Source organism: Ruegeria sp. AO1 (assembly GCF_056535985.1).
Genome location: NZ_JBQFJC010000002.1, coordinates 803500 through 823740, shown reverse-complemented (window position 1 = coordinate 823740; position 20241 = coordinate 803500). Strand labels below are relative to the sequence as shown.

The following is a 20241-nucleotide window of genomic DNA, read 5'->3' as shown; positions in this document are numbered from 1 at the left end:
AACTGCATAGAATAACGATATTCTATCTCGTGCGTATTAATGCATCCTTAAATTGACAACCCTAGTATCTTTTTCCTGTAGTGTGATCAAATACAGCGTACCTCAATCAATCAGGACCGAAAATGGCCGTCGTTACCATGCCTGCGCAGACAGCCCAACGGCTGAAGGACGAAATTCTCAAGCTATCGCAATCTGTTGAGGTCAAAATGTTTCGGGCCAAAGACGTCGTTCAACTGATCGGTTTCACCGAAGAAGAGATCGCAGGTTTTGGCGGAGAAACCGGCGATGCGGTCATTTTGGCAGTGCGGGACCTTGAGGCTCTAAAGCAAGCTATTCCACAATCAGCCGGGGATCGCCTGAACTATATCCCGATCGTGAACGAAAAAGCCAAGGCCAAGCTGGATCCGTTTTATCAGGCCTAGACCGCACTCTGCGTGTTTGCGGCAAAGGGTGAGGCATACGCCCCACCCTCCTTCAGATCACACGTTGATGATGTTGTGACCCGGGCCGTAGGGGAAGCCGGTGATGTTCTCGGCCCCGTCTTCTTCGACCACCAGAATGTCATGCTCACGGTAGCCTCCGGCTCCGGGCTGGCCTTCTGGGATCCACAGCATCGGTTCGATGGACACGACCATACCTGGCTCTAGCACGGTGTCGATATCCTCGCGCAGTTCCAAACCCGCCTCGCGCCCATAGTAGTGACTGAGCACTCCGAAGGAATGCCCGTAGCCGAAGGAGCGGTATTGCAGCAGGCCCTCATCTTCAAAAAAGCGATTGATCTCGGCCGTAATACCGGAACAGGTCGCGCCGGGTTTGATCAGGCTCAGGCCAAGCTCATGCGCGGCGACGTTGGCCTTCCAGATGCGCAGGCTTTCGGCGTCGGGTTCGCCCAGAAACAGGGTGCGCTCCAATGCCGTGTAGTACCCCGAAATCATCGGGAAGGTGTTCAGCGACAGGATATCGCCCTTTTGCAGCGCCCGTTTGGTGACCGGGTTATGCGCGCCATCGGTGTTGAGGCCGGACTGGAACCAGACCCAAGTGTCGCGGTATTCGGCGTCGGGATAAGCGCGGGCGATCTCCGCCTCCATCGCGTCGCGACCGGCCATGGCGATCTCGATCTCGGTTGCGCCTTCGCGGATGGCGGCGTGGATGGCCGCTCCGCCCACATCAGCGGTGCGGGCACCACCTTTGATCAACTCGATCTCTTCGGCGGATTTCACCATACGGGCCGCCATGGTTTCGGGCGCAATGTCGATCAGTTCAGGCTGGCCCAACATCGCCAAAGCCGTATCGCGCGCGGCCAGAGTAATGTGATCGCTCTCGATCCCGATCCGTTTCGCGCCGCCGATCAAGCTGGCCACCGCGCGCCAGTAATTGTCGCGCTTCCAATCGGTGTAGATCACATTATCCTCGACCGAGCGGCGCCACGGTTGGCCCGCGTCGATATTGGCCGAAACCGTGGTGCAGGCGTCCTGCGTGACAACGCAGCCATAGGGCCGGCCAAAGGCGCAGTACAGAAAGCCCGAGTAATAGGCGATGTTCTGCATCGACGTTAGCAGCACGACGGGAATATCCCGCGCGGCCATAATGGCGCGCAATTTGCCCAGACGGCGATCGTATTCGCCTTTGCTGAACGGCAGGGGGGCCTTGTCGCCATTGTGGCAGGTAAAGAATTCGGGGCGATTTGTCATGTTCAGGTCTCTCATCTTTGCCGGGCGGCAAACCCGGCCACTTGTCCCGGCGTTCAGGACAGGCGGTCTCGGGGTCCGAGAGCCGATCATCCCAGTGCGCCCGCGACGCCATCGCGGCTGGGATGAACGGTCAAATCGTTAGATCAGGCGCGCGCTTGCGTCAAGCGGGGGAAAGCCCCCGCAGACGCTCGGACCGGCGGCGTAGCAATTCGACCGTTGTCAACAGCGCGATCGAGATCACCACAAGGATCGTGGCCACCGCCAGAATGGTCGGGCTGATCTGTTCGCGCAGACCGGTGAACATCTGCCATGGCAGGGTCTTTTGGCTGGCCGAACCGACAAACAGCACCACGACCACTTCATCAAACGAGGTGATGAAAGCAAACAAACCACCCGAGATCACGCCTGGCAGGATCAGCGGCATCTGGATCTTGAAGAAGGTCCGCACCGGTCCTGCGCCCATATTCGCAGCTGCCCGCGTCAGCGAGCGGTCAAAGCCGACCAGCGTGGCGGTAACGGTGATGATGACGAACGGGATGCCCAGAACGGCGTGCGCGAGGATGACCTTCACATAGCCAACGAAATTCTTGTTCATACCCAGCGTGCCTTCCATGAAGCGGCCGATATCGCTGTAGAAAAAGAACATGCCAGTGGCCGAGATGATCAGTGGCACGATCATGGGTGAGATCAGGATACCCATGATGGCGCGGCGACCGGGAACATGGCTCTGGCTCAGGCCGATGGCCGCCAGGGTGCCCAGCGAGACAGAGATCACCGTCGCAATTGGCGCGATGATCAGCGAGTTCTTGAAGCTGCGCTGCCATTCATTGTTGGTGAAGAAGTCGCGGTAATGCTTCAGCGAATAACCCTCGGGGTCCAGTCGCAACATCTCGGGCGTGAAGGTAAAGAAGTCCTGCGCGTTGAACGATAGTGGCAGAACCACAAGGATCGGCGTGATCAGGAAGACAAAGATTGCACCGCAGATCACTCGGAACAGGTAGTGATAGAACACCTGTTTCGCAGTCAGATAGGGCAGCAGTTTGCGGCGATAGCGGCCCTCATACAGCCAGTAGATGAACCATGCGAAGAACCAGCCGCCCAGCAGGCCCAGAACGCCGCCCATGGGACCCGAAATCAGAAATCCGGCGATGCCGAAGCCCAAAATGGTGATCCAGCGGGCCAGATTCTCATTCTTTAAAACAGTGATGTAGATCCAGGCCAGTGCCGCGATCAGGGCGGCTCCGCCAATGATGCCCAGAGGGATCGAACCGTTGCCTGCGCCAACAAACATACCGGCGAAGGCCCCTGCCAATGCAACGCTTGGCAGGACCATGGACATCGGTTTGCGGGAAATCGGAGTAAGTGCGGCCATGTCGACTATCCCAGCTTCACGTTATCAATGCCGACGATCTTATCGTAACACCAGTAGAGCAACAGTACGACGCCCAGCAGGATCGTACCCAGTGCCGCCGCTAGCCCCCAGTTCAGCGAGGACGAGATGTGGTAGGCGATCCGGTTCGAGATGAAGACGCCCTTGGTGCCGCCGACGATCTCAGGCGTGATGTAGTATCCGATGGCCAGAATGAAGACGAGGATCGAGCCCGCGCCGATGCCCGGAATGGATTGCGGAAAATAGATGCGCCAGAAGGTCGTCCAATTCGTCGCGCCCATGGATTTCGCGGCGCGGGTGTAGGATTCGGGGATCGTCTGCATCACCGAATACATCGGCAGGATCATGAACGGCAGCAGAATATGCGTCATCGCGATGATCGTACCGATCTGGTTGTTGATGATGACAAGTCGGGCGTCATCGGCCACCAACCCAAGCCAAACCAGCGTTTCGTTGATCACACCCTGTTGTTGCAGCATGACCTTCCACGCCGACGTTCGCACCAATAGCGAGGTCCAGAAGGGTAACAAAACGAGTATCATCAGTAAGTTTGACACCCGCATTGGAAGCGTCGCCAAAAGGTAACTGACAGGATAGGCCAGCAAGATACAGGACGCGGTTATCACCAGTGACATGAACAAGGTACGCCCGAAGAGCTTGATCAGGATCTGCTTGTCCTCGGGCTGCGCCTGCGCGCCTTCGGGCGTGCGGCGCATATCGACCGCGTTCAGGAAGTATCCGTTCGTCACAGCGGGCGAATGTGTCTTGATCACCGCCCAAGTCTGCGGTTCGCCCCAGCCCTCATGGATTTCGATCACCTGATCCTTGAACGGACCATCGGTTTCGGGGTCCAGCTTGCCCATTTTCCGACCCGAGCGACGGAACATCGAGGACATGCCTGTCTCTTCGTAGTTCAGGCGCGAGCCCAGCCGGGTATGTGTCTTGTTGTCGACGGCCACGACCATGTCGCGGACAAAGGCGTCATAGACGGCCTCGTCAGGCAGTTCGCCACTGTTTTCGTCCCAGCTTTGCAAGGCTTCGACCGTCAGGGGCAGGGTTTGCTGCACAATGCTGTTTTCCACCGACCGGAAAAGCATCGATGCAATCGGCACGATGAACGAGAACAGCACGAACAATAGCAGAGGGGCCACCAGCATCAGCGCCCGCAGCTTTTGTCGCCTCAACGAACGTGCCAGCGATTGCTTGAGCGGCGTTCCGTCCGCTGCCAGCATAGGTCCGGCGTTTTGGCTTGCGTCAGTCATCAGTGCCCCTTGGGTTTTCTTTGGTCCGGGGGCGGCGCGCCGCCCCCGACTTTGTCATGAAATCAGACGCTTATTGCGCCAACCACGCCTGGAACTTGGCGTCGATGTCGTCGCGGTAGTCAGCCCAGAACTCGTAGTTATACAGGAACGTGTTCTTGGCGTTGTTCGGATCGGTCGGCATGTGCGGCGCCATGTCGATACCCAGATCGGCATGCTGACCCACCAGCGGAGCCGACGAGGCACGGGCCGGACCGTACGAGATGTACTTGGCCTGATCCGCAAGACGCTGAGTGTCGGTCGCGAACATGATGTAGTCCAGTGCGCGTGCCTGACGCTCTTCGCTCAGACCGGCCGGGATGATCCAACCGTCCAGATCGAACACCTGCGCATCCCACAGCATGGCAACGGGCTGGTTCTGCTCTTCGATCACGCTGAACAGACGACCGTTGTAGGTCGAGCCCATGATGACCTCGCCATCAGCCAGCAGCTGGGGCGTGTCGGCGCCTGCCGACCACCAGACAACGCTGTCCTTGATGGTGTCGAGCTTGGCTAGAGCCTGATCCTGACCCTCTGCAGTCGCCAGCACGTCATAAACGTCGTCCTTGGCAACGCCGTCACAGATCAGAGCCCATTCCATGTTGTTGATCGGACGCTTTTCCAGCGAACGCTTGCCCGGATAGTTTTCCAGATCAAACACGGCGCAGACGTCTGTCGGCGGTGTGTCACCAACCAGGTCGGTGCGATAGCCGAATGTGGTCGAGTAAACGATCTGCGGGATAAAGCAGTCGCTAACCAGCAGGTCACCGAAGTCTTCGGATGCGGGCGTGCCATCAGGTGCCGGGGCCAGCATGGTGTCGGGATCGATTTCCATCGCCAGACCTTCGTCGCAGAGACGGATCGCGTCCGCCGCAACAACGTCAACGACGTCCCAGGTGATGTTCCCGGCTTCATTCATAGCGCGCAGCTTGGCAACCGCTTCGGCCGAGCTGTCATCGTTCAGGATGGTGACGCCAGTCTTTTCCGAATAGGGCTCGTGATAGGCCTTAAGCTGCGATTTGGAATAGGCTCCCCCCCAAGAGACGATGGTCATCTCTTCGGCGGAAACGCCACCGGCCGCTGTTGCCAGAGCCGCTGCAGTCAGCAGTGTCTTTGTTGGTTTCATGTAAAACTCCCAGTATTTCCCGTTTGTTGTATGGTCAGCCGACGCACGGGTTTTCGCCAGCCGGTCCCTCAGTGTAACCGCGCTTGTGCCGCGCGGCTTGGTCTATGCGTCAAGCGCACGACAATCCTTTGCCAGCCAACCGATATCGATCTCTTGACCGGGTTGCAGGCGAATGGCATCGGGGGCGTTCCGTGTCTTGACGATGAACTCGTCATTGCCCGCTACAGACATGCGGAAGCGGAACACGTCGCCCATATAGATGAATTCCTTAACCGTCGCCTTCAGCGTATGCGCGTCGGCATGCAGACGATCCTTGTTGAATTCGACACGTTCCGGACGGATCGAAACCTTGGTTCGTTCGCCCGGATTGTGCACATTGATCGGCACCGCATCAATTTCTGATCCGTCATCCAGCTGCACCACACAGCCGTCGCCGTCGATGGATTTGACCACACCTTCCAGAGTGTTGTTCTCGCCGATGAACTGCGCGACGAAGCTGTTATCGGGCTCTTCATAGAGTTGATCCGGCGGGGCCAGCTGCTGAATGCGGCCATCATCGAAAACGGCGACACGATCTGACATGGTCAGCGCCTCGGTCTGGTCGTGGGTCACATACACGGTGGTAATGCCCAGCTCATGCGCCAGTCGCGTGATTTCGAACTGCATATGTTCGCGCAGCTGTTTATCCAGCGCGCCCAACGGCTCGTCCATCAGCACCAGTTCCGGCTCGAACACTAGCGCACGGGCCAGAGCGATCCGCTGTTGCTGGCCACCTGACAGCTGCGCCGGACGGCGCCCGCCAAAGGCACCCATCTGCACCATGTCCAAAGCGCGCTTGACCTTTTCGTCACGCTCGGACTTGCCCAGCTTGCGAACTTCCAGAGGAAACGAAAGGTTTTCGGCCACCGTCATGTGCGGGAACAGAGCATAGTTCTGAAACACCATGCCAATCCCACGTTTGTGCGGCGGGATATTGTTGATTGGATTTCCATCCAGCAGGATTTCACCATGGGTAGCGGTTTCAAACCCGGCGAGCATCATTAGGCAAGTTGTCTTGCCTGAACCTGACGGCCCGAGCATTGTCAGAAACTCGCCCTTCGGCATTGCAAGGTTGAGATCTTTAACGACGAGATTCTCGCCATCATAAGACTTCTGAACGCGTTGAAATTCGACAAACGCGGCGTCGTTCGTTGTACCGGTCACAAGACCCCCTGTTTCGTCAAATGATTACCCGAGGCTTTCGGATTTCATTGATCTGTGATCCACAGTTAAGACCAAGCGATACGCACTTGGCAACAAGTTATGGTGCTTTTGCCAAAATTGAGTTCACTCTTACCAGTCAATGCACAGCGTTTAAGCGCCTCATATGCCATGCAAGGCATTGATTACTCGACAAAACAGGTTTTCCGATCCGCTCTTGGATTTTCGGTATCGCGTCGAGAGTTCGCAGGTTGGTACAACTCAGGAACACCGCTTCGACGGCCGGATCTACTCCCAGTTTGGAGGCAGCCTCGACCACGGATTCCGTCGATATCCGCGCCACCTTGGCCTCTTCTGCCTGCCCGAAACTTGCAAATACATCCATGCTTATTCCACTGGCCTGAAACGCGGTACGCAGCGGTATGTTGACCTCTTCAATGTAAGGCGACAGCAGGGCAAATTTCGAAACGCCTAGGTCGTCGGCGCAAGCGGTCGCCGCGCGGAGAGGATTCGTGACTTCACGGGTATTGCATGTCTGTTTGACCAGTTCTGCCACGCGCTCTGACCCGATCACAGAACTGGCCGAGGTACAGCCATAACCCACAACATTGTAGGGTCGCGCATTTGGAAGCAAACGCGCTGCTGCGGGCAGCGCCTTCTCCATCTCGGCAAGGCTTTCGGTCGTCACCTCGATCCCGCTGGGAATACGCGTGACGTGAAGGGGATATTTGCGGTCCGCGAAATATGCGCCGAATTCAGGCTCTAGCGTCTCATCGACCTGCAAAACGATCAGCCCAAGCGGCGAGGCGTTTGGATCGTCTTCGTCCAGAGTGTAAGGGACATGGGTCATAGCTGCATCATCTCCGGCCCGATCCTCAGGCTGATAAACCGTGGGGTGCTGTCAGTGATGACTATGTTTTCCTCATGCACCAGAATTTTGTCCCCAACGGCGATGCCCGGTTCCAGTGTCAAAACCATGCCCGGCTCCAGAACGGTGTTGTCCGACGGGATCAGGGACGGCCATTCGGTGAGGGACATTCCCAAACCATGGCCCAGGCGACCCGCATCCGTACCCTCTGCATCCGCCGTGAGAACCGCGTTCATGGCATGAAACAAATCCGCTGCGGTTGCGCCCGGACGAGCAATTTCGAACGCAGCATCCGATGCCTCGATTAACCTAGCATGGGCGTTTGCCACATCAGGCTGGGGCGGGCCGATTGACCAGTTTCGGTCGAAGTCACAGAAATACCCGTCCCAGACCAAACCAGTGTCCAACATCAACACATCGCCCAGCGCCAGCGGTACGCCAAAGGCTGGTGAAATCACATCGGCATAGCCGCCCTGCTCCGCACCGCCTGCAAGATAGGGCACCCAATCGGCGCCCTCTTCCAAGCACAGCATCTGAAAGCGGCGGAACACCTCATCCAACGGCACTCCCTCTCCGGCGATCTCGGGGACGCGGGCGAAGGCCCGACCGGCAATGCTACAGGCGGTTTCGATTTTGGCGATCTCGGCCTGGGATTTGACCATACGCAACTGGCGCAGAATGCCCCTGTCGCCTGTCAGCGCCCGTGTTCCAAGCTGGCCGCGCAGACGTTCAAGGTCTGCCAAAGGCATGCGGAGGTGCGTCTCATGCCCATCCGGTATCCCAATTCGCCCCTCTTCGGGTGTCACTTCCGCCAGCGTGTCGCATAGCAGGGAGACACCGTCATCTTTCAGATCAGGCGCACTCCACGTGCGGATATCATCGATCCATGTCTGCGCCATAAGGGCTGCCCCGATCGACGGGATCACTGCGATCGGCTTGCCCTCGGCTGGCACAATGAGGAACCACGGGCGGGTCGGGCTTTCCCAAAACCGGGTCAGAAACCCGGTAAAATAGCGTACATCCGTCTCGGTTGTCAGCAAAAGCGCAGATAGGCCCGCCGCATCTATCAAATGCTGCGCGCGCTTGGTACGCGCTTCAAACTCGGAAGGCGCAAACCCCCTCATTCTGCGGTCTCGGAGAGGATACACAGCACGCGCGAGGTCTCGGTCATTCCCAATTCGGCCCGCGCCTGGTCATTCAGAACTGCTGCGAGCCCAGCGCCGCCCGAGGCTGTTGTCTCCAACCCCGCTGCGGCCATGGCGGCCAGTTTCTCGGATACGTCCTCGTCCGAAAGTGTCAGGAACAGGTCGGCGTCGCGTGCCAGTCCGTTCAGCGCGATCAGCGAAGGCTCCTTGCAATCCAAACGCCCCATAATGCTATCTGGCCCATCGGCGAACACGCACGACCCGGCCTCGATACTGGCCTGCAGGGCGGGCGCGGCTTCAGGTTCGACCACGACTATTTTCGGCGCGTCACCCCAGGCTTTGCGGGCGTAGGCAGCAACAGCCCCGGCCAGACCACCAACACCGGCCTGCAACATGATGTGAGTCGGCACTTCGGGGCATTGATCTACCGCTTCGGCCGCCATTTGCAGATACCCCTCCATCAGCGTCCACGGCAGATCATAATACCCTTCCCATGAGCTGTCCGAGAGCAAGGTCCACCCGTTTTCCTCAGCCGCGTCGCTTGCGGCTTGCATGCTGGCTGCATAATCAGACCCACTGCGAACCACATCAGCACCTTGGCCTTTTAATCGGGCGGCAAAGCTCTTGGGCACCGTCTCGGCAATATAGACAACCGCCTTCGCGCCAAACATCCGCGCGCCCGCCGCAACGCTCATCCCGTGGTTCCCGGCGCTGGCGGTCACGTAGGTTGACCCTGCCAGCGTGTCTACACCCGGCGTATCCGAGGCTTCGGCCGCGTGGCGCGCAATCACATAAGCCGCACCGAGGGCCTTGAACGAGCCCAGATTCATACGCGCGCGCTCATCCTTGACCCAAAGCTGCTCAACCGGGGCGAGGTCTGCAGCAACCACCAACGGAGTCTCTTTCGCCGCCGGACACATGGACAAAAGGGCCGCAACACGGGCGGCATCCGTCGACGGATAAGGGGCCGAGGGCGCAAGCATGGGACCTGCCCGGTGTGTATTAGCAACGATCTTCATGTGTCTCCCCGCCCTTTCTGCATGACGTGATCTGATCGCCCCTGATCTGTCAACTCTCCTGATCGTTAACCGACCTGATCCAACAGCCAGTCATGAAACAAACCCGCTGCCGGGTTCGAGCTATTCGCGGATAGAAAATACCCCTCATTGCTGTCGATTGAGCCGTCATGCGCGCGCTCGACCAAGCCCGTATCAAGTGCGTGTTTCGCCAAAAGCTCACTTACCAAAGCCACGCCACCCCCATGTGCCGCCAATTGAAGCGCCATGCCAAAAGTATCTACAAAAACGGTGGGCTGGCTTTGCAACCCTTTGCTTTCCAACCATCGACTCCACCCGCCTGAGGTCCCCACAGCTTCGATCAGAGGCAGATCCGATATGTCCCCCAACAGGGCCGGAGATTTGAAAGGAACAAGCCTGTCGGGCATCAGGCGAACAGCGCCCTGCCCCACCTGTTTCTTCGATCCGAACCGCACCTGCACATCCGCTTGAGAGGCATTGAAATCGTCCGGCCAAATCGCGCTGAGTAGCCGCACGCGGATATCCGGGTGCTGACGGGCAAACGCGGGCAGATACGGGGCGATGACCCATTGCGCGATACTGACCGAGGTCGCAACTGTCAGAACGTCTCCGGACGCGTTGGTGTCGACCTGCCCGGCGGCAACAGCCAGAGCCTCTAACGCCTTGCCAACCTCAGGCAACAGCTTTCGGCCCGCATCCGTCAGCGCCAAACTGCGCGGATGGCGCACGAAAAGAGATGCCCCCAAACGCAATTCTAGGGATTTCACCTGCTGGCTGACCGCCGATTGCGTCAGACCGATTTCCTCGGCCGCGGCGGTAAAGCTTAGCGTGCGGGCGGCGGCCTCGAAGGATCGGAACCAGGTCAGGGGGGGAAGTGATTTTGCCATAGGCCAAGCCAGTCATTAGTCTTGTTAATATCAAAGCACATAATTCTATCATTTGTCAAAAACCAGCCCCGTTTCTAACGTCGGCCCGCGCGACAGGAGAAGTTTTATGCAGCCGGAAATACGCAAAATCGTAACCTATGACGAAGAGGTTCTGGTCGAGGGGTTTCGCCCCGCGAAGACCCCATGGCGCATGTTCGCAGTGGCCGCTGTAGTCACCAACCCATGGGCTGGCCGATATGTCGAAGACCTGAAGCCCGAGATTCAGGCCTATGGTCCCGTTCTGGGTGAGATGACGACCAAGCGCATGATCGCGCTGGCTGGCAGTGGCGATGCGATCGAGGCCTATGGCAAGGCCGCAGTGGTTGGTCTGAATGGCGAGGTCGAGCATGCCTCGGGCCTCATTCACACTCTGCGCTTTGGCAACCACTACCGGCAGGCCGTCGACGCAAAGTCTTATCTGGCCTTTACCAACACCCGAGGGCCCGCGAATGCTCCGATCATCGTGCCGCTGATGGACAAGAACGACGCCGGGCGGCGCTCGCACTATCTGACCATCCAGTTTGCGATCCCCGATGCGCCACGCGACGACGAGATCGTTGTTGTGCTTGGCGCAGCGACCTCGGGCCGGCCGCATCACCGTATTGGCGACCGCTATCAGGACCTCAAGGATTTGGGCCATGACGTGGACAACCCGGCCGCGGTCTGAGATCGGCGGGCTCGCAGCAATCCAGACCGGCGCGGGACCGAATGTCCTGTTGCTGCATGGTGTCGGTTTGCGCGCCGAGGCCTGGGGCGCCCAATTTGACGCGCTGGCATCGGTGGCGTGTCTGACCGCACCGGACATGCCCGGTCATGGCGAAAGCCAACTAGGCAACACGAGCGCAGAACTGTCGGGATACACCGAAGCTACATTGAACGTTCTGGATCAACTGGGCGGACCAACCGTAGTTGTTGGTCATTCTATGGGCGCAATGATCGCGCTCGATCTTGCGGCTAGGGCGCCGCAACAGGTTGCCGGTGTCGTCGCACTGAACGCCATTTTCGAACGCAGTTCCGAGGCCACAAAGGCCGTTACAACCCGCGCCGCCGCACTTGACGGTCAAACACCAAGTGATCCGACGGTCACTCTACAGCGTTGGTTTGGTGACACTGATCCGCCAGAATGTGCTGCGTGCCGAACCTGGCTGACGACCACAGATCCAGCAGCCTACAAGCGAGCCTATACGGTATTTGCCAACAGTCCGATCCCGCGCAGGGACGATTTGAAGACGCTCACTTGCCCCGCCTTGTTTATAACGGGTGATCTTGAGCCCAATTCGACCCCGGACATGTCACGCGCCATGGCGGAGCTTGTTCCGAACGGGCGGGCGCAGATCATCAAAGGCGCCTCTCATATGATGCCGATGACCCACGCCGCAGAGGTTAACACCGCCCTTTCGACCTTTCTGAACGAGGTGCAACAATGACCAGTCTCGACCCTCGCGACCTGCGGCGTGCCTTTGGCAGCTTTATGACCGGCGTCACTGTTGTTACGACGCGCGACACCTCAGGCACGCCGTTGGGGTTTACTGCCAACTCCTTCTCATCTGTTTCTCTGGACCCGCCGCTCTTGCTGGTTTGCCCGGGCAAGAACCTGTCCTCCTACGATGCGTTTACGAGCTGCGAGCATTTCGCGGTGAACATTTTGGCTGAGGGGCAAGAGGATGTCTCAAACACCTTCGCCGGGTTCAAAGGGGATCGATTTGCGAAAACCGCGCATCAGCTGAACGCCCATGGTCTCCCTCTTTTGGAGGGCGCAGTTGCGACGTTTTCATGCCGGACCCATCAGACCATCGAGGCCGGAGATCACTGCGTTTTGATCGGAGAGGTTGAGGCGTATTCCTATGCCGAAACCCGAGGCCTCGGATATGCCAACGGGCAGTATTTCAGCCTCGGCCTTGAACGCGGCGCATTCGAGGCCGCAGACCGATCCGTTGTCTGCGGCGCGATCATCGAATGCGACGGTCAGGTGCTGTTGGAGAAAACCGACGCCGGATATCGCCCGCCGCAGATCAGCTTGTCAGATCACCAAGCCCTGCGCGAAAGCCTGCGGCAAGACTTGGCAGCGCGCGGGATCGCAGCGCATTTGGGTGCCGTTTATTCCGTCTATGACGATGCCACGACCCACCATGTCTACACGCTCGCGTCGGCATCGACTTTGCCGCTAAACAACACCCTTGAAGCGATTGCCGTCGAACAGCTTACAGACCTGACATTCGCAACCCCGGCCATCGCCACCATGATGTCCCGCTTTGCGTTTGAAAGCCTGACCCGCGACTTTTCGCTATACCTCGGCGACGCACAGCGGGGCGATGTACATACTCTCTCGGAAAGGACTGAATGATGGAGTTTTCCCTCTTTGCTCATATGGAGCGGCTCAATCCCGAACAGCCTCATGAGAAACTGTATGAAGAGTTCATCGAGCTGTGCAAAATGGCCGATGACGCCGGTATGCGCGCGGTGTGGACGGGCGAGCATCACGGGATGGATTTCACCATCGCGCCCAATCCATTGATGTCCCTCGTTGATATTGCGCATCACACTAAGAACATTCGCCTTGGTACCGGCACCGTCATCGCGCCCTTCTGGCATCCGATCAAATTGGCCGGCGAAACGGCCGCAGCCGACCTGATGACCGGAGGACGCATCGAACTGGGTATCGCGCGCGGGGCCTATTCCTATGAATATGAGCGATTGATCCCCGGCATGGATGCCTGGGACGCAGGCCAGCGCATGCGGGAAATCGCCCCTCTGCTGCCCAAATTGTGGGAAGGCGATTGCGCCCATGAGGGAGAGTATTTCCAATTCCCCGCCACCACCTCTGCTCCGAAACCCATTCAAGACGGAGGGCCACCGATCTGGATCGCGGCCCGCGACCCGAACAGCCATGAATTCGGCGTTCAGAATGGCTTCAACATTCAGGTCACGCCTCTATGGCAAGGCAACGCAGAAATTGAGAGCTTGATGGGCCGCTTCAATGATGCCTGCGCCAACTATGACGGGCCGCGCCCCAAGATCATGCTGCTTCATCACACCTATGTCGGACAGGACGCCTCTGATGTGGATCGGGCCACGCGTGAGCTTTCGCGCTTTTACAATTATTTCGGTGCGTGGTTCCAGAACAAGCGACCCGTACATCAGGGGCTGATCCAAACTCTGACGGATGAGGAAATAGCGGCCAACACCATGATGGCCCCCGAGAACATGGGCCGCGATCTGACAGTTGGCACGGCTGAGCAGGTCACGGATCGCCTGAAGCACTATGAAGACCTCGGCTATGATGAATACTCGTTCTGGATCGACAGCGGCATGAGCTTTGAGCGCAAGCGCGCTTCGCTGGCGCGATTCATCGACGACGTGATGCCAAAGTTTCAATAAGGACCCGTGATGCAACAGAACCCACACTATCAGCTTTTCATCGACGGAACTTGGACCGAGGGCGCCAACGGGCAGGTCATGACCTCAAAAAACCCCGCAACCGGCGAGGCTTGGGCCAGTTTCGCCTGCGCCGCAACCGAGGATGTGGATCGCGCCATCTCGGCAGCGCGTCGGTCCCTGAATGACCCGGCTTGGCGTGATCTGACGCAGACCGCGCGTGGCAAACTGTTGTTCAGGCTTGCAGAGCTGATCGAACAAAATGCTGAACGCCTCGGCGAGATTGAGACGAAAGACAGCGGAAAGCTTCTGGCCGAAACGGCAAGCCAGACGGCCTATGTTGGCGACTACTATCGCTACTATGCTGGGTTGGCCGACAAGATCGAAGGTTCGGTGCTTCCGATCGACAAGCCCAACCTGCATGTCTTTACCCGCCGCGAACCGATCGGCGTCGTCGTCGCAATTGTGCCCTGGAACGCGCAGATGTTCCTGACGGCAACCAAGCTGGGGCCAGCCCTTGCCGCCGGGTGTTCGGTCGTTCTGAAAGCCTCTGAGATCGCGCCTGCTCCGATGCTGGAATTCGCGCGTCTGGTCGAGGAGGCCGGTTTCCCGCCCGGCGTCGTCTCGGTTATCACGGGTGACGCGGAAAACTGCGCTATTCCCCTGACCCGACACCCCGACGTGGATCGCATCGCCTTCACCGGCGGCCCGGAAACCGCGCGCCATGTGGTTCGCAACTCGGCCGAAAACTTCGCCGTAACCACGCTGGAGCTTGGCGGAAAATCCCCGATTTTGGTATTTGACGATGCCAATCTGGACGGGGCCGCCAATGGACTGATCGCAGGCAATTTCGGGGCCTCTGGGCAAAGCTGCGTCGCGGGCTCACGTGGTTTGATACATCGCCCAACTCTGGACGCCTTGGCAGCCAAGATCGAAGAGAAGATGAAAGACGTCGTCGTGGGTGACCCATTGAACGCCGCAACCCATATCGGGCCGCTCTGCACCAACGCGCAGATCGCCAACATCAAGACGGTATTGGCAAAATCATCCGATCAGGGCGCGCGCATCCGGTTTGGCGGCACGCCGCTTGACCGACCCGGCAACTTCATGGCACCCACTCTGGTCGAATGTGCATCACCCGAGACCGAGACCCTGAAGGTCGAGATGTTCGGGCCCGTCATGTCCCTGTTGCCCTTCGACACCGAGGAAGAAGCAATCGCTCTGGCCAACGACACGCCGTTCGGATTGGGATCGGGCGTGTTCACCGAAAATGTCGCCCGCGCGCATCGCGTGTCGTCCCGATTGAAGGCCGGTATTTGCTGGATCAACACGTATCGAGCGGTGTCCCCCATCGCGCCGTTTGGCGGCTACAACCAATCCGGCTATGGCCGCGAAGCCGGGATCGAGGCCATTCAGGACTACACGCGCACCAAGACCGTGTGGCTGAACACCTCTGATCAACCCATGTCGAACCCGTTTGTGATGCGCTGAGGGGGCGATAGATTTCGCCTCCTTCATCACAACCCTATGGCCCTTCGGATAAATATCTCACACTATGGCGCAAGAAAAGCGGTTGGAGACTGAAGAATGAGCGCACATGGATATGAAGGCGGTCGGTTAAACTTGCCATTTGTCGGGATCTCGACCTTTGGCAAATATGCCTATGTCAGCGACTGGGATGCGATCGACGCTGATGTCGCGATCCTTGGCGCTCCGTTCGACTTTGGCACACAGTTCCGGCCCGGCGCGCGGTTCGGGCCGCGCGCCATCCGCGAAGCCTCGACCCTGTTTTCCTTCGGGCATGGCGGCGCATACGATCACGAAGATGACATCACCTACCTGCCTGCGGAAACCACCCGTATCGTAGATCTGGGCGATGCGGATATCGTGCATACCAGTACCGGAAAAAGCCACCAGAACATAAAGCTCGGTGTCGAAAAATGCCTTGAGGCCGGGGCCCTGCCCGTAGTTCTGGGCGGAGATCATTCGGTCAACATCCCCTGCATTGATGCCTTTGCTGCCGAATGCGAAAAGAACGGCCCCATTCACATTGTTCAGATCGACGCGCATCTGGATTTCGTGGATGAACGACACGGGGTTCGGTTCGGGCATGGAAACCCGATGCGGCGTGCGGCGGAGAAACCCTATGTCTCGGGCCTGACACAGATCGGCATCCGCAACGTCTCGTCGACCGCAAAAGAGGGCTATGAGGACGCCCGTCGCATGGGGTCAGACATCCTGTCGGTCCGGCAATTGCGCAGACTGGGGACCGAGGCTGTTTTGGACCGGATACCGGAGGGCGCCAGGTACTACGTCACCATCGACATCGACGGGTTCGACCCCTCCATCGCGCCTGGCACCGGCACACCCAGCCACGGCGGGTTCCTGTATTACGAAGTGCTGGAACTGCTCGACGGTCTGACCCAGCGCGGGGATGTGGTGGGGTTGGACCTGGTCGAAGTGGCCCCCGATTATGATCACACGGGCAGCACCGCCATTCTGGCGGCACAAATCCTCATGAACACGATTGGGCGTATTCTGCACCACAAAGGTTCGCCCAGCGCGGGGTAAGAGCAGGTTTTCGGACTGAATCTCGGTCTTTCAGACCGACTTCTGCAGCATATGCGGAGAGGTTCCGAAATACCGGCGGAAGCATTTGGAGAAATAGCTGGCTGAGCCAAATCCGCAGGCGATGGCCACATCCAGCACCCGCATATCGGTTTGCTGCAACAGGGTGCGCGCACGCTCGAGCCTCAGGCGCGTCATATAGTTCTTTGGGCTCGTGCCGACGTAGCGCTGAAACAGGCGCTCAAGCTGTCGGGTCGAGAGGCCCGCGCTTTCGGCCACGACACTGGGCGACAGCGGGTTTTCAAGGTTTTCGCGCATGATCATGATGGCGGTCGCCAGTTTCTCATGACGGCGGCCAAAGCGGAACAGATCCGTCTGCGTCTGCCTGCCGTCCTTTGGACGCACCGACGCATAAAGCAATTGATCCGCCACGCGGGAGGCAACAGTCTGACCACAGGCCTGACCGATCAGCGATGAGAACAGATCGAGCGTGGTGACACCTCCGCCGCAGGTCGCAATCGGGCCTTCATCCACAAAGACCGAGCAGTTGGATTCCACGGTCGGAAACAGCTCAACCATCACGGGTTGCTGTTTCCAATGCGCGCTCAGGCTCTGGCCGCTGGCCACTCCGGCCATGGCCAGAATGCCGGACCCACCCCCGATGCCGCAAAGCTGAACGCCGAACCGACGCCCCTGACGCAACCAGGATTTCAACTCGTTCGAGATCGACCGATCCACGGTCATCGGCCCGCAAATGACGATGCAATCGCCCCGGCGGGTCTTGATCAAACCGCCATCAACAGCAACCGTCATCCCCGAGGATGAGGTCACCGCCTCGCCGGTTTCGCTGACGATATTCCATTCGAAAATAGCCTGCTCGGAGGCGGCATTTGCCGCCCCCAATGAGTCGATCCCGGCCCCAAGGTCCAAAGCAGAGAACCCCGGCGTCAGCAGGAAAATGAAGCGGTTCAGCTCATTCACCCGTGTGCTTGCATCTGCAAAATTGATCTCGGGACGACCCATTCCGGCTTTCCTTTCTTAAGTCCGCATATTGGCGCCATTGGCGTCATAGGCGGGTGCACCCAGAACTTCGGCGTCGTAGAACTCACCCAGGATTTCCACCTGAAGCTTGGTTCCCGGAGCGGCGCTCTCGGTTGCGACGTAACCCATCGCCATCGACTTGCCGACGCGGTGGCCGTAGCCGCCGGACGAGACATAACCGACCGCTTCGCCATCTTTCAGGATCGCCTCGTCATTCGAGACGTCGATGCCGTCCACGTCGATGGTCATGGTGACCAGCTTGCGGGCAACGCCATCTTCCTTGAACTTCAGCGTCGCATCCTTGCCGACAAAGTCCTTCTTCCAGTTGATGAAGACATCCATGCCGGATTCGACCGCGTTGAAGTCAGGACGGAAATCGGTGGTCCAGACGCCCCAGCCTTTTTCAAGGCGCAGCGACATCAGCGCGCGTGCGCCGTACCAGCGATAACCCAGATCGGCCCCGGCCTCTTCGATCGCCTCGGCCAGACGCAGCAGGTACATCGGCTTGCAGTAGATCTCAAAGCCCAGTTCTCCCGAGAACGAGATACGGTTCAGGATCACCGGAACCCCGCCCACGAAGGTCTGGCGCAGATCGCGGAACTTCAGCGCATCGGCGCTGACGTCGTCGCGGGTGATACGGGCCAGCAGCTCGCGCGATTTGGGGCCCGACAGGGCGATCCCATGCCAGTCGTCCGAGACATTGGCATAGGACACATCCGCAGGCAGGTCCTTTTCGAACCAACGGCTATGTGCGTCCTGCATCGTGCCGGAACCGAACAGCATGAAGTGATCGTCACCCAGGCATGCCACTGTCAGGTCTCCGTACAGGCGGCCTTTTTCGGTCAGCATCGGGGTCAGCGCCAGACGGCCCGGTTTCGGGACGTAACCGGCCAGAGTGCGGTTCAAGTATTCACGCGCGCCAGCGCCCTTGAACTCGTGCTTGGCGAAGTTGGCGATTTCGATACCGCCGACGGCCTCTTGCACGGCTTTGACTTCGCGCGCGACATAGTCGTGGCTGCGGTTCCGCTCGAAAGTCGGCGTTTCATGCGCGTCTTCGGAACTGTCGGCAAACCACAGAGCGTTTTCCAGACCAAAGCCTTGCCCCATCACGGCACCCTTTTCGACCAGACGGTCATAGAGCGCGGTGGTTTTCTGCATCCGGCCTTTGGGCAGCGTTTCGTTCGGGAAAGTCATCACGAAGCGGCGCTCGTAGTTTTCCGAGGACTTGATGGTGCCCCAGTCCGGCGTTGCGAACTCACCAAAGCGGGCCACGTCCATCGCCCAGACGTCGATCGAGGGCTCGCCGTCGATCATCCATTCGGCCATGGTCAGGCCAACGCCGCCGCCCTGACAGAAACCCGCCATGACGCCCACGGCGACCCAGTAGTTCTTCATGCCCGGAACCGGGCCGATCATCGGGTTGCCATCGGGGCCGAAGGTGAACGGGCCGTTGATGGTGTCTTTGATGCCGGATTCACCGATGGCGGGGATACGCTCGAACGACATTTCCAGGCGGTCGGCAATCCGGTCCAGATCGGGTTGCAGAAGCTCGTGGCCGAAATCCCAAGGGGTGCCATCCACTTTCCACGGAGTCGATTTCGGCTCATAGGTGCCCAGAAGCATGCCGTGGCGTTCCTGACGGAAGTAAATGTTGGCCTCATAGTCGATGCCTGCGGGCAGACGACCGGCTTCGCCCATGCTCTCCATGCGGTCCTTGATCATCGGGATCGCGTCGGTGATCAGGTAGTGGTGCTCCATCGGCTGTACGGGCAGGTGGATGCCCGACATATGGCCCACTTCACGCGCCCAGAGGCCGCCGCAGTTCACGACCTGCTCGGCGTTGATGACGCCTTTGGGGGTGGTCAGATCCCAGCTGCCATCGGGGCGCTGGCTCATCGAGGTCACGCCGCAATGGGTGAAATACTGCGCACCGTGGTGACGGGCGGATTTTGCGAAGGCGTAGGTTGCGCCCGAGGGATCGACATCGCCGTCCTGCTCGTCCCAAAGGGCGGCGTGATAGTGTTTGGGGTCGATCAGCGGGTGACGCTCGGCCAGTTCCTGCGGGCTGATGAATTCCTGATGCAGGCCCATATAGCGCGCTTTCGAGCGTTCACGCTTGAGGTAGTCGTACCATTCCTTTGTCGAGGCCGCGTAGAAACCACCGGTGATGTGCATACCGACCGAATGGCCCGAGGTTTCTTCGATCTCTTTGTACAGATCAATAGTATAGCTCTGCAGGCGCGAGATGTTGGGGTCCGAACTGATCGTGTGGATCTGACCCGCCGCGTGCCAGCTGGAGCCGGATGTCAGCTCGTCACGTTCCAACAGGACAACGTCTTTCCAGCCGAACTTGGCCAAGTGAAAGACGATCGAACAGCCGACAACGCCGCCGCCGATGACAACGACCTTGGCGTGGGAAGGCAGCTTTTTACCAGACGTGGTTTCGTCTTTTTGAATCTCAGGCATTGGAGTTTCCTGTGTCGTTTTCTTGTAGTGATGGAGGAAGGGGGGCTGTCTGCCCCCCATCGCGCCGTTCGGCGCGATTCCCCCCGAGGATATTTCTGGCCAGATGAAGG

Annotated in this window: 18 protein-coding genes; 7 read left to right on the top strand and 11 right to left on the bottom strand. The window is 58.9% G+C overall.

What is annotated here, in order from left to right; genetic code table 11:
- Positions 1-122 precede the first annotated feature (122 nt).
- Complete coding sequence (locus tag ACR3FB_RS21800) at positions 123-422, top strand: hypothetical protein (protein WP_480565388.1); 300 nt, start codon at positions 123-125, stop codon at positions 420-422.
- Positions 423-479: 57 nt separating this feature from the next.
- Here ACR3FB_RS21800 and ACR3FB_RS21795 read toward each other — a convergent pair whose 3' ends face one another.
- The 9 genes from ACR3FB_RS21795 to ACR3FB_RS21755 all read right to left on the bottom strand — a co-directional run bounded on the left by ACR3FB_RS21795 (position 480) and on the right by ACR3FB_RS21755 (position 10642).
- Positions 480-1691: an aminopeptidase P family protein gene (locus tag ACR3FB_RS21795; RefSeq protein WP_480565386.1), complete on the bottom strand. Its 1212-nt coding sequence runs from the start codon at positions 1689-1691 to the stop codon at positions 480-482.
- A gap of 160 nt (positions 1692-1851) precedes the next feature.
- On the bottom strand, positions 1852-3063 hold the full coding sequence (locus ACR3FB_RS21790; RefSeq protein ID WP_170490495.1) for an ABC transporter permease: 1212 nt from the start codon (positions 3061-3063) through the stop codon (positions 1852-1854).
- A 5-nt stretch (positions 3064-3068) separates the two neighbouring features.
- Positions 3069-4343 (bottom strand): ABC transporter permease, encoded by a 1275-nt coding sequence (locus ACR3FB_RS21785; protein ID WP_480565383.1) that lies wholly within the window; start codon positions 4341-4343, stop codon positions 3069-3071.
- Positions 4344-4413: 70 nt separating this feature from the next.
- On the bottom strand, positions 4414-5505 hold the full coding sequence (locus ACR3FB_RS21780; RefSeq protein ID WP_170380379.1) for an extracellular solute-binding protein: 1092 nt from the start codon (positions 5503-5505) through the stop codon (positions 4414-4416).
- A gap of 102 nt (positions 5506-5607) precedes the next feature.
- Positions 5608-6708, bottom strand: coding sequence for an ABC transporter ATP-binding protein (locus ACR3FB_RS21775; RefSeq protein WP_170380378.1), 1101 nt, complete (start codon positions 6706-6708; stop codon positions 5608-5610).
- Positions 6709-6844: 136 nt separating this feature from the next.
- Positions 6845-7555, bottom strand: a complete 711-nt coding sequence (locus ACR3FB_RS21770) for a maleate cis-trans isomerase family protein (RefSeq protein ID WP_480565381.1) — start codon at positions 7553-7555, stop codon at positions 6845-6847.
- Positions 7552-8697: a M24 family metallopeptidase gene (locus ACR3FB_RS21765; protein ID WP_480565379.1), complete on the bottom strand. Its 1146-nt coding sequence runs from the start codon at positions 8695-8697 to the stop codon at positions 7552-7554. Before ACR3FB_RS21765 ends, ACR3FB_RS21770 begins: the two co-directional genes overlap by 4 nt.
- Positions 8694-9737: a pyridoxal-phosphate dependent enzyme gene (locus ACR3FB_RS21760; protein WP_480565377.1), complete on the bottom strand. Its 1044-nt coding sequence runs from the start codon at positions 9735-9737 to the stop codon at positions 8694-8696. The genes ACR3FB_RS21765 and ACR3FB_RS21760 overlap by 4 nt, the downstream gene beginning before the upstream one ends.
- Positions 9738-9802: 65 nt before the next feature.
- On the bottom strand, positions 9803-10642 hold the full coding sequence (locus ACR3FB_RS21755; protein WP_480565376.1) for a LysR family transcriptional regulator: 840 nt from the start codon (positions 10640-10642) through the stop codon (positions 9803-9805).
- Positions 10643-10748: 106 nt separating this feature from the next.
- Between ACR3FB_RS21755 and ACR3FB_RS21750 the strand changes: the two genes are divergently transcribed.
- From ACR3FB_RS21750 to speB, 6 genes are all read left to right on the top strand, one after another.
- A complete protein-coding gene (locus ACR3FB_RS21750) occupies positions 10749-11348 on the top strand; it encodes an amino acid synthesis family protein (RefSeq protein ID WP_480565373.1) in 600 nt (199 codons plus the stop codon).
- On the top strand, positions 11320-12108 hold the full coding sequence (locus ACR3FB_RS21745; RefSeq protein WP_480565370.1) for an alpha/beta fold hydrolase: 789 nt from the start codon (positions 11320-11322) through the stop codon (positions 12106-12108). The genes ACR3FB_RS21750 and ACR3FB_RS21745 overlap by 29 nt, the downstream gene beginning before the upstream one ends.
- Positions 12105-13025, top strand: coding sequence for a flavin reductase family protein (locus tag ACR3FB_RS21740; RefSeq protein WP_480565367.1), 921 nt, complete (start codon positions 12105-12107; stop codon positions 13023-13025). The genes ACR3FB_RS21745 and ACR3FB_RS21740 overlap by 4 nt, the downstream gene beginning before the upstream one ends.
- Positions 13025-14059, top strand: coding sequence for an LLM class flavin-dependent oxidoreductase (locus ACR3FB_RS21735; protein WP_480565744.1), 1035 nt, complete (start codon positions 13025-13027; stop codon positions 14057-14059). The genes ACR3FB_RS21740 and ACR3FB_RS21735 overlap by 1 nt, the downstream gene beginning before the upstream one ends.
- A 9-nt stretch (positions 14060-14068) precedes the next feature.
- On the top strand, positions 14069-15547 hold the full coding sequence (locus ACR3FB_RS21730; protein WP_480565364.1) for an aldehyde dehydrogenase: 1479 nt from the start codon (positions 14069-14071) through the stop codon (positions 15545-15547).
- A gap of 96 nt (positions 15548-15643) precedes the next feature.
- The gene (speB, locus tag ACR3FB_RS21725; protein ID WP_480565361.1) at positions 15644-16627 is read left to right on the top strand and encodes an agmatinase; all 984 of its coding nucleotides are present in this window, start codon (positions 15644-15646) and stop codon (positions 16625-16627) included.
- A 30-nt stretch (positions 16628-16657) separates the two neighbouring features.
- On the opposite strand, the gene ACR3FB_RS21720 is transcribed toward speB, so the two are convergent.
- Both ACR3FB_RS21720 and ACR3FB_RS21715 read right to left on the bottom strand, forming a co-directional pair.
- Positions 16658-17647 (bottom strand): GlxA family transcriptional regulator, encoded by a 990-nt coding sequence (locus ACR3FB_RS21720; RefSeq protein ID WP_480565358.1) that lies wholly within the window; start codon positions 17645-17647, stop codon positions 16658-16660.
- A gap of 15 nt (positions 17648-17662) precedes the next feature.
- Positions 17663-20131: a GcvT family protein gene (locus ACR3FB_RS21715; RefSeq protein WP_480565355.1), complete on the bottom strand. Its 2469-nt coding sequence runs from the start codon at positions 20129-20131 to the stop codon at positions 17663-17665.
- Positions 20132-20241: the final 110 nt, after the last annotated feature.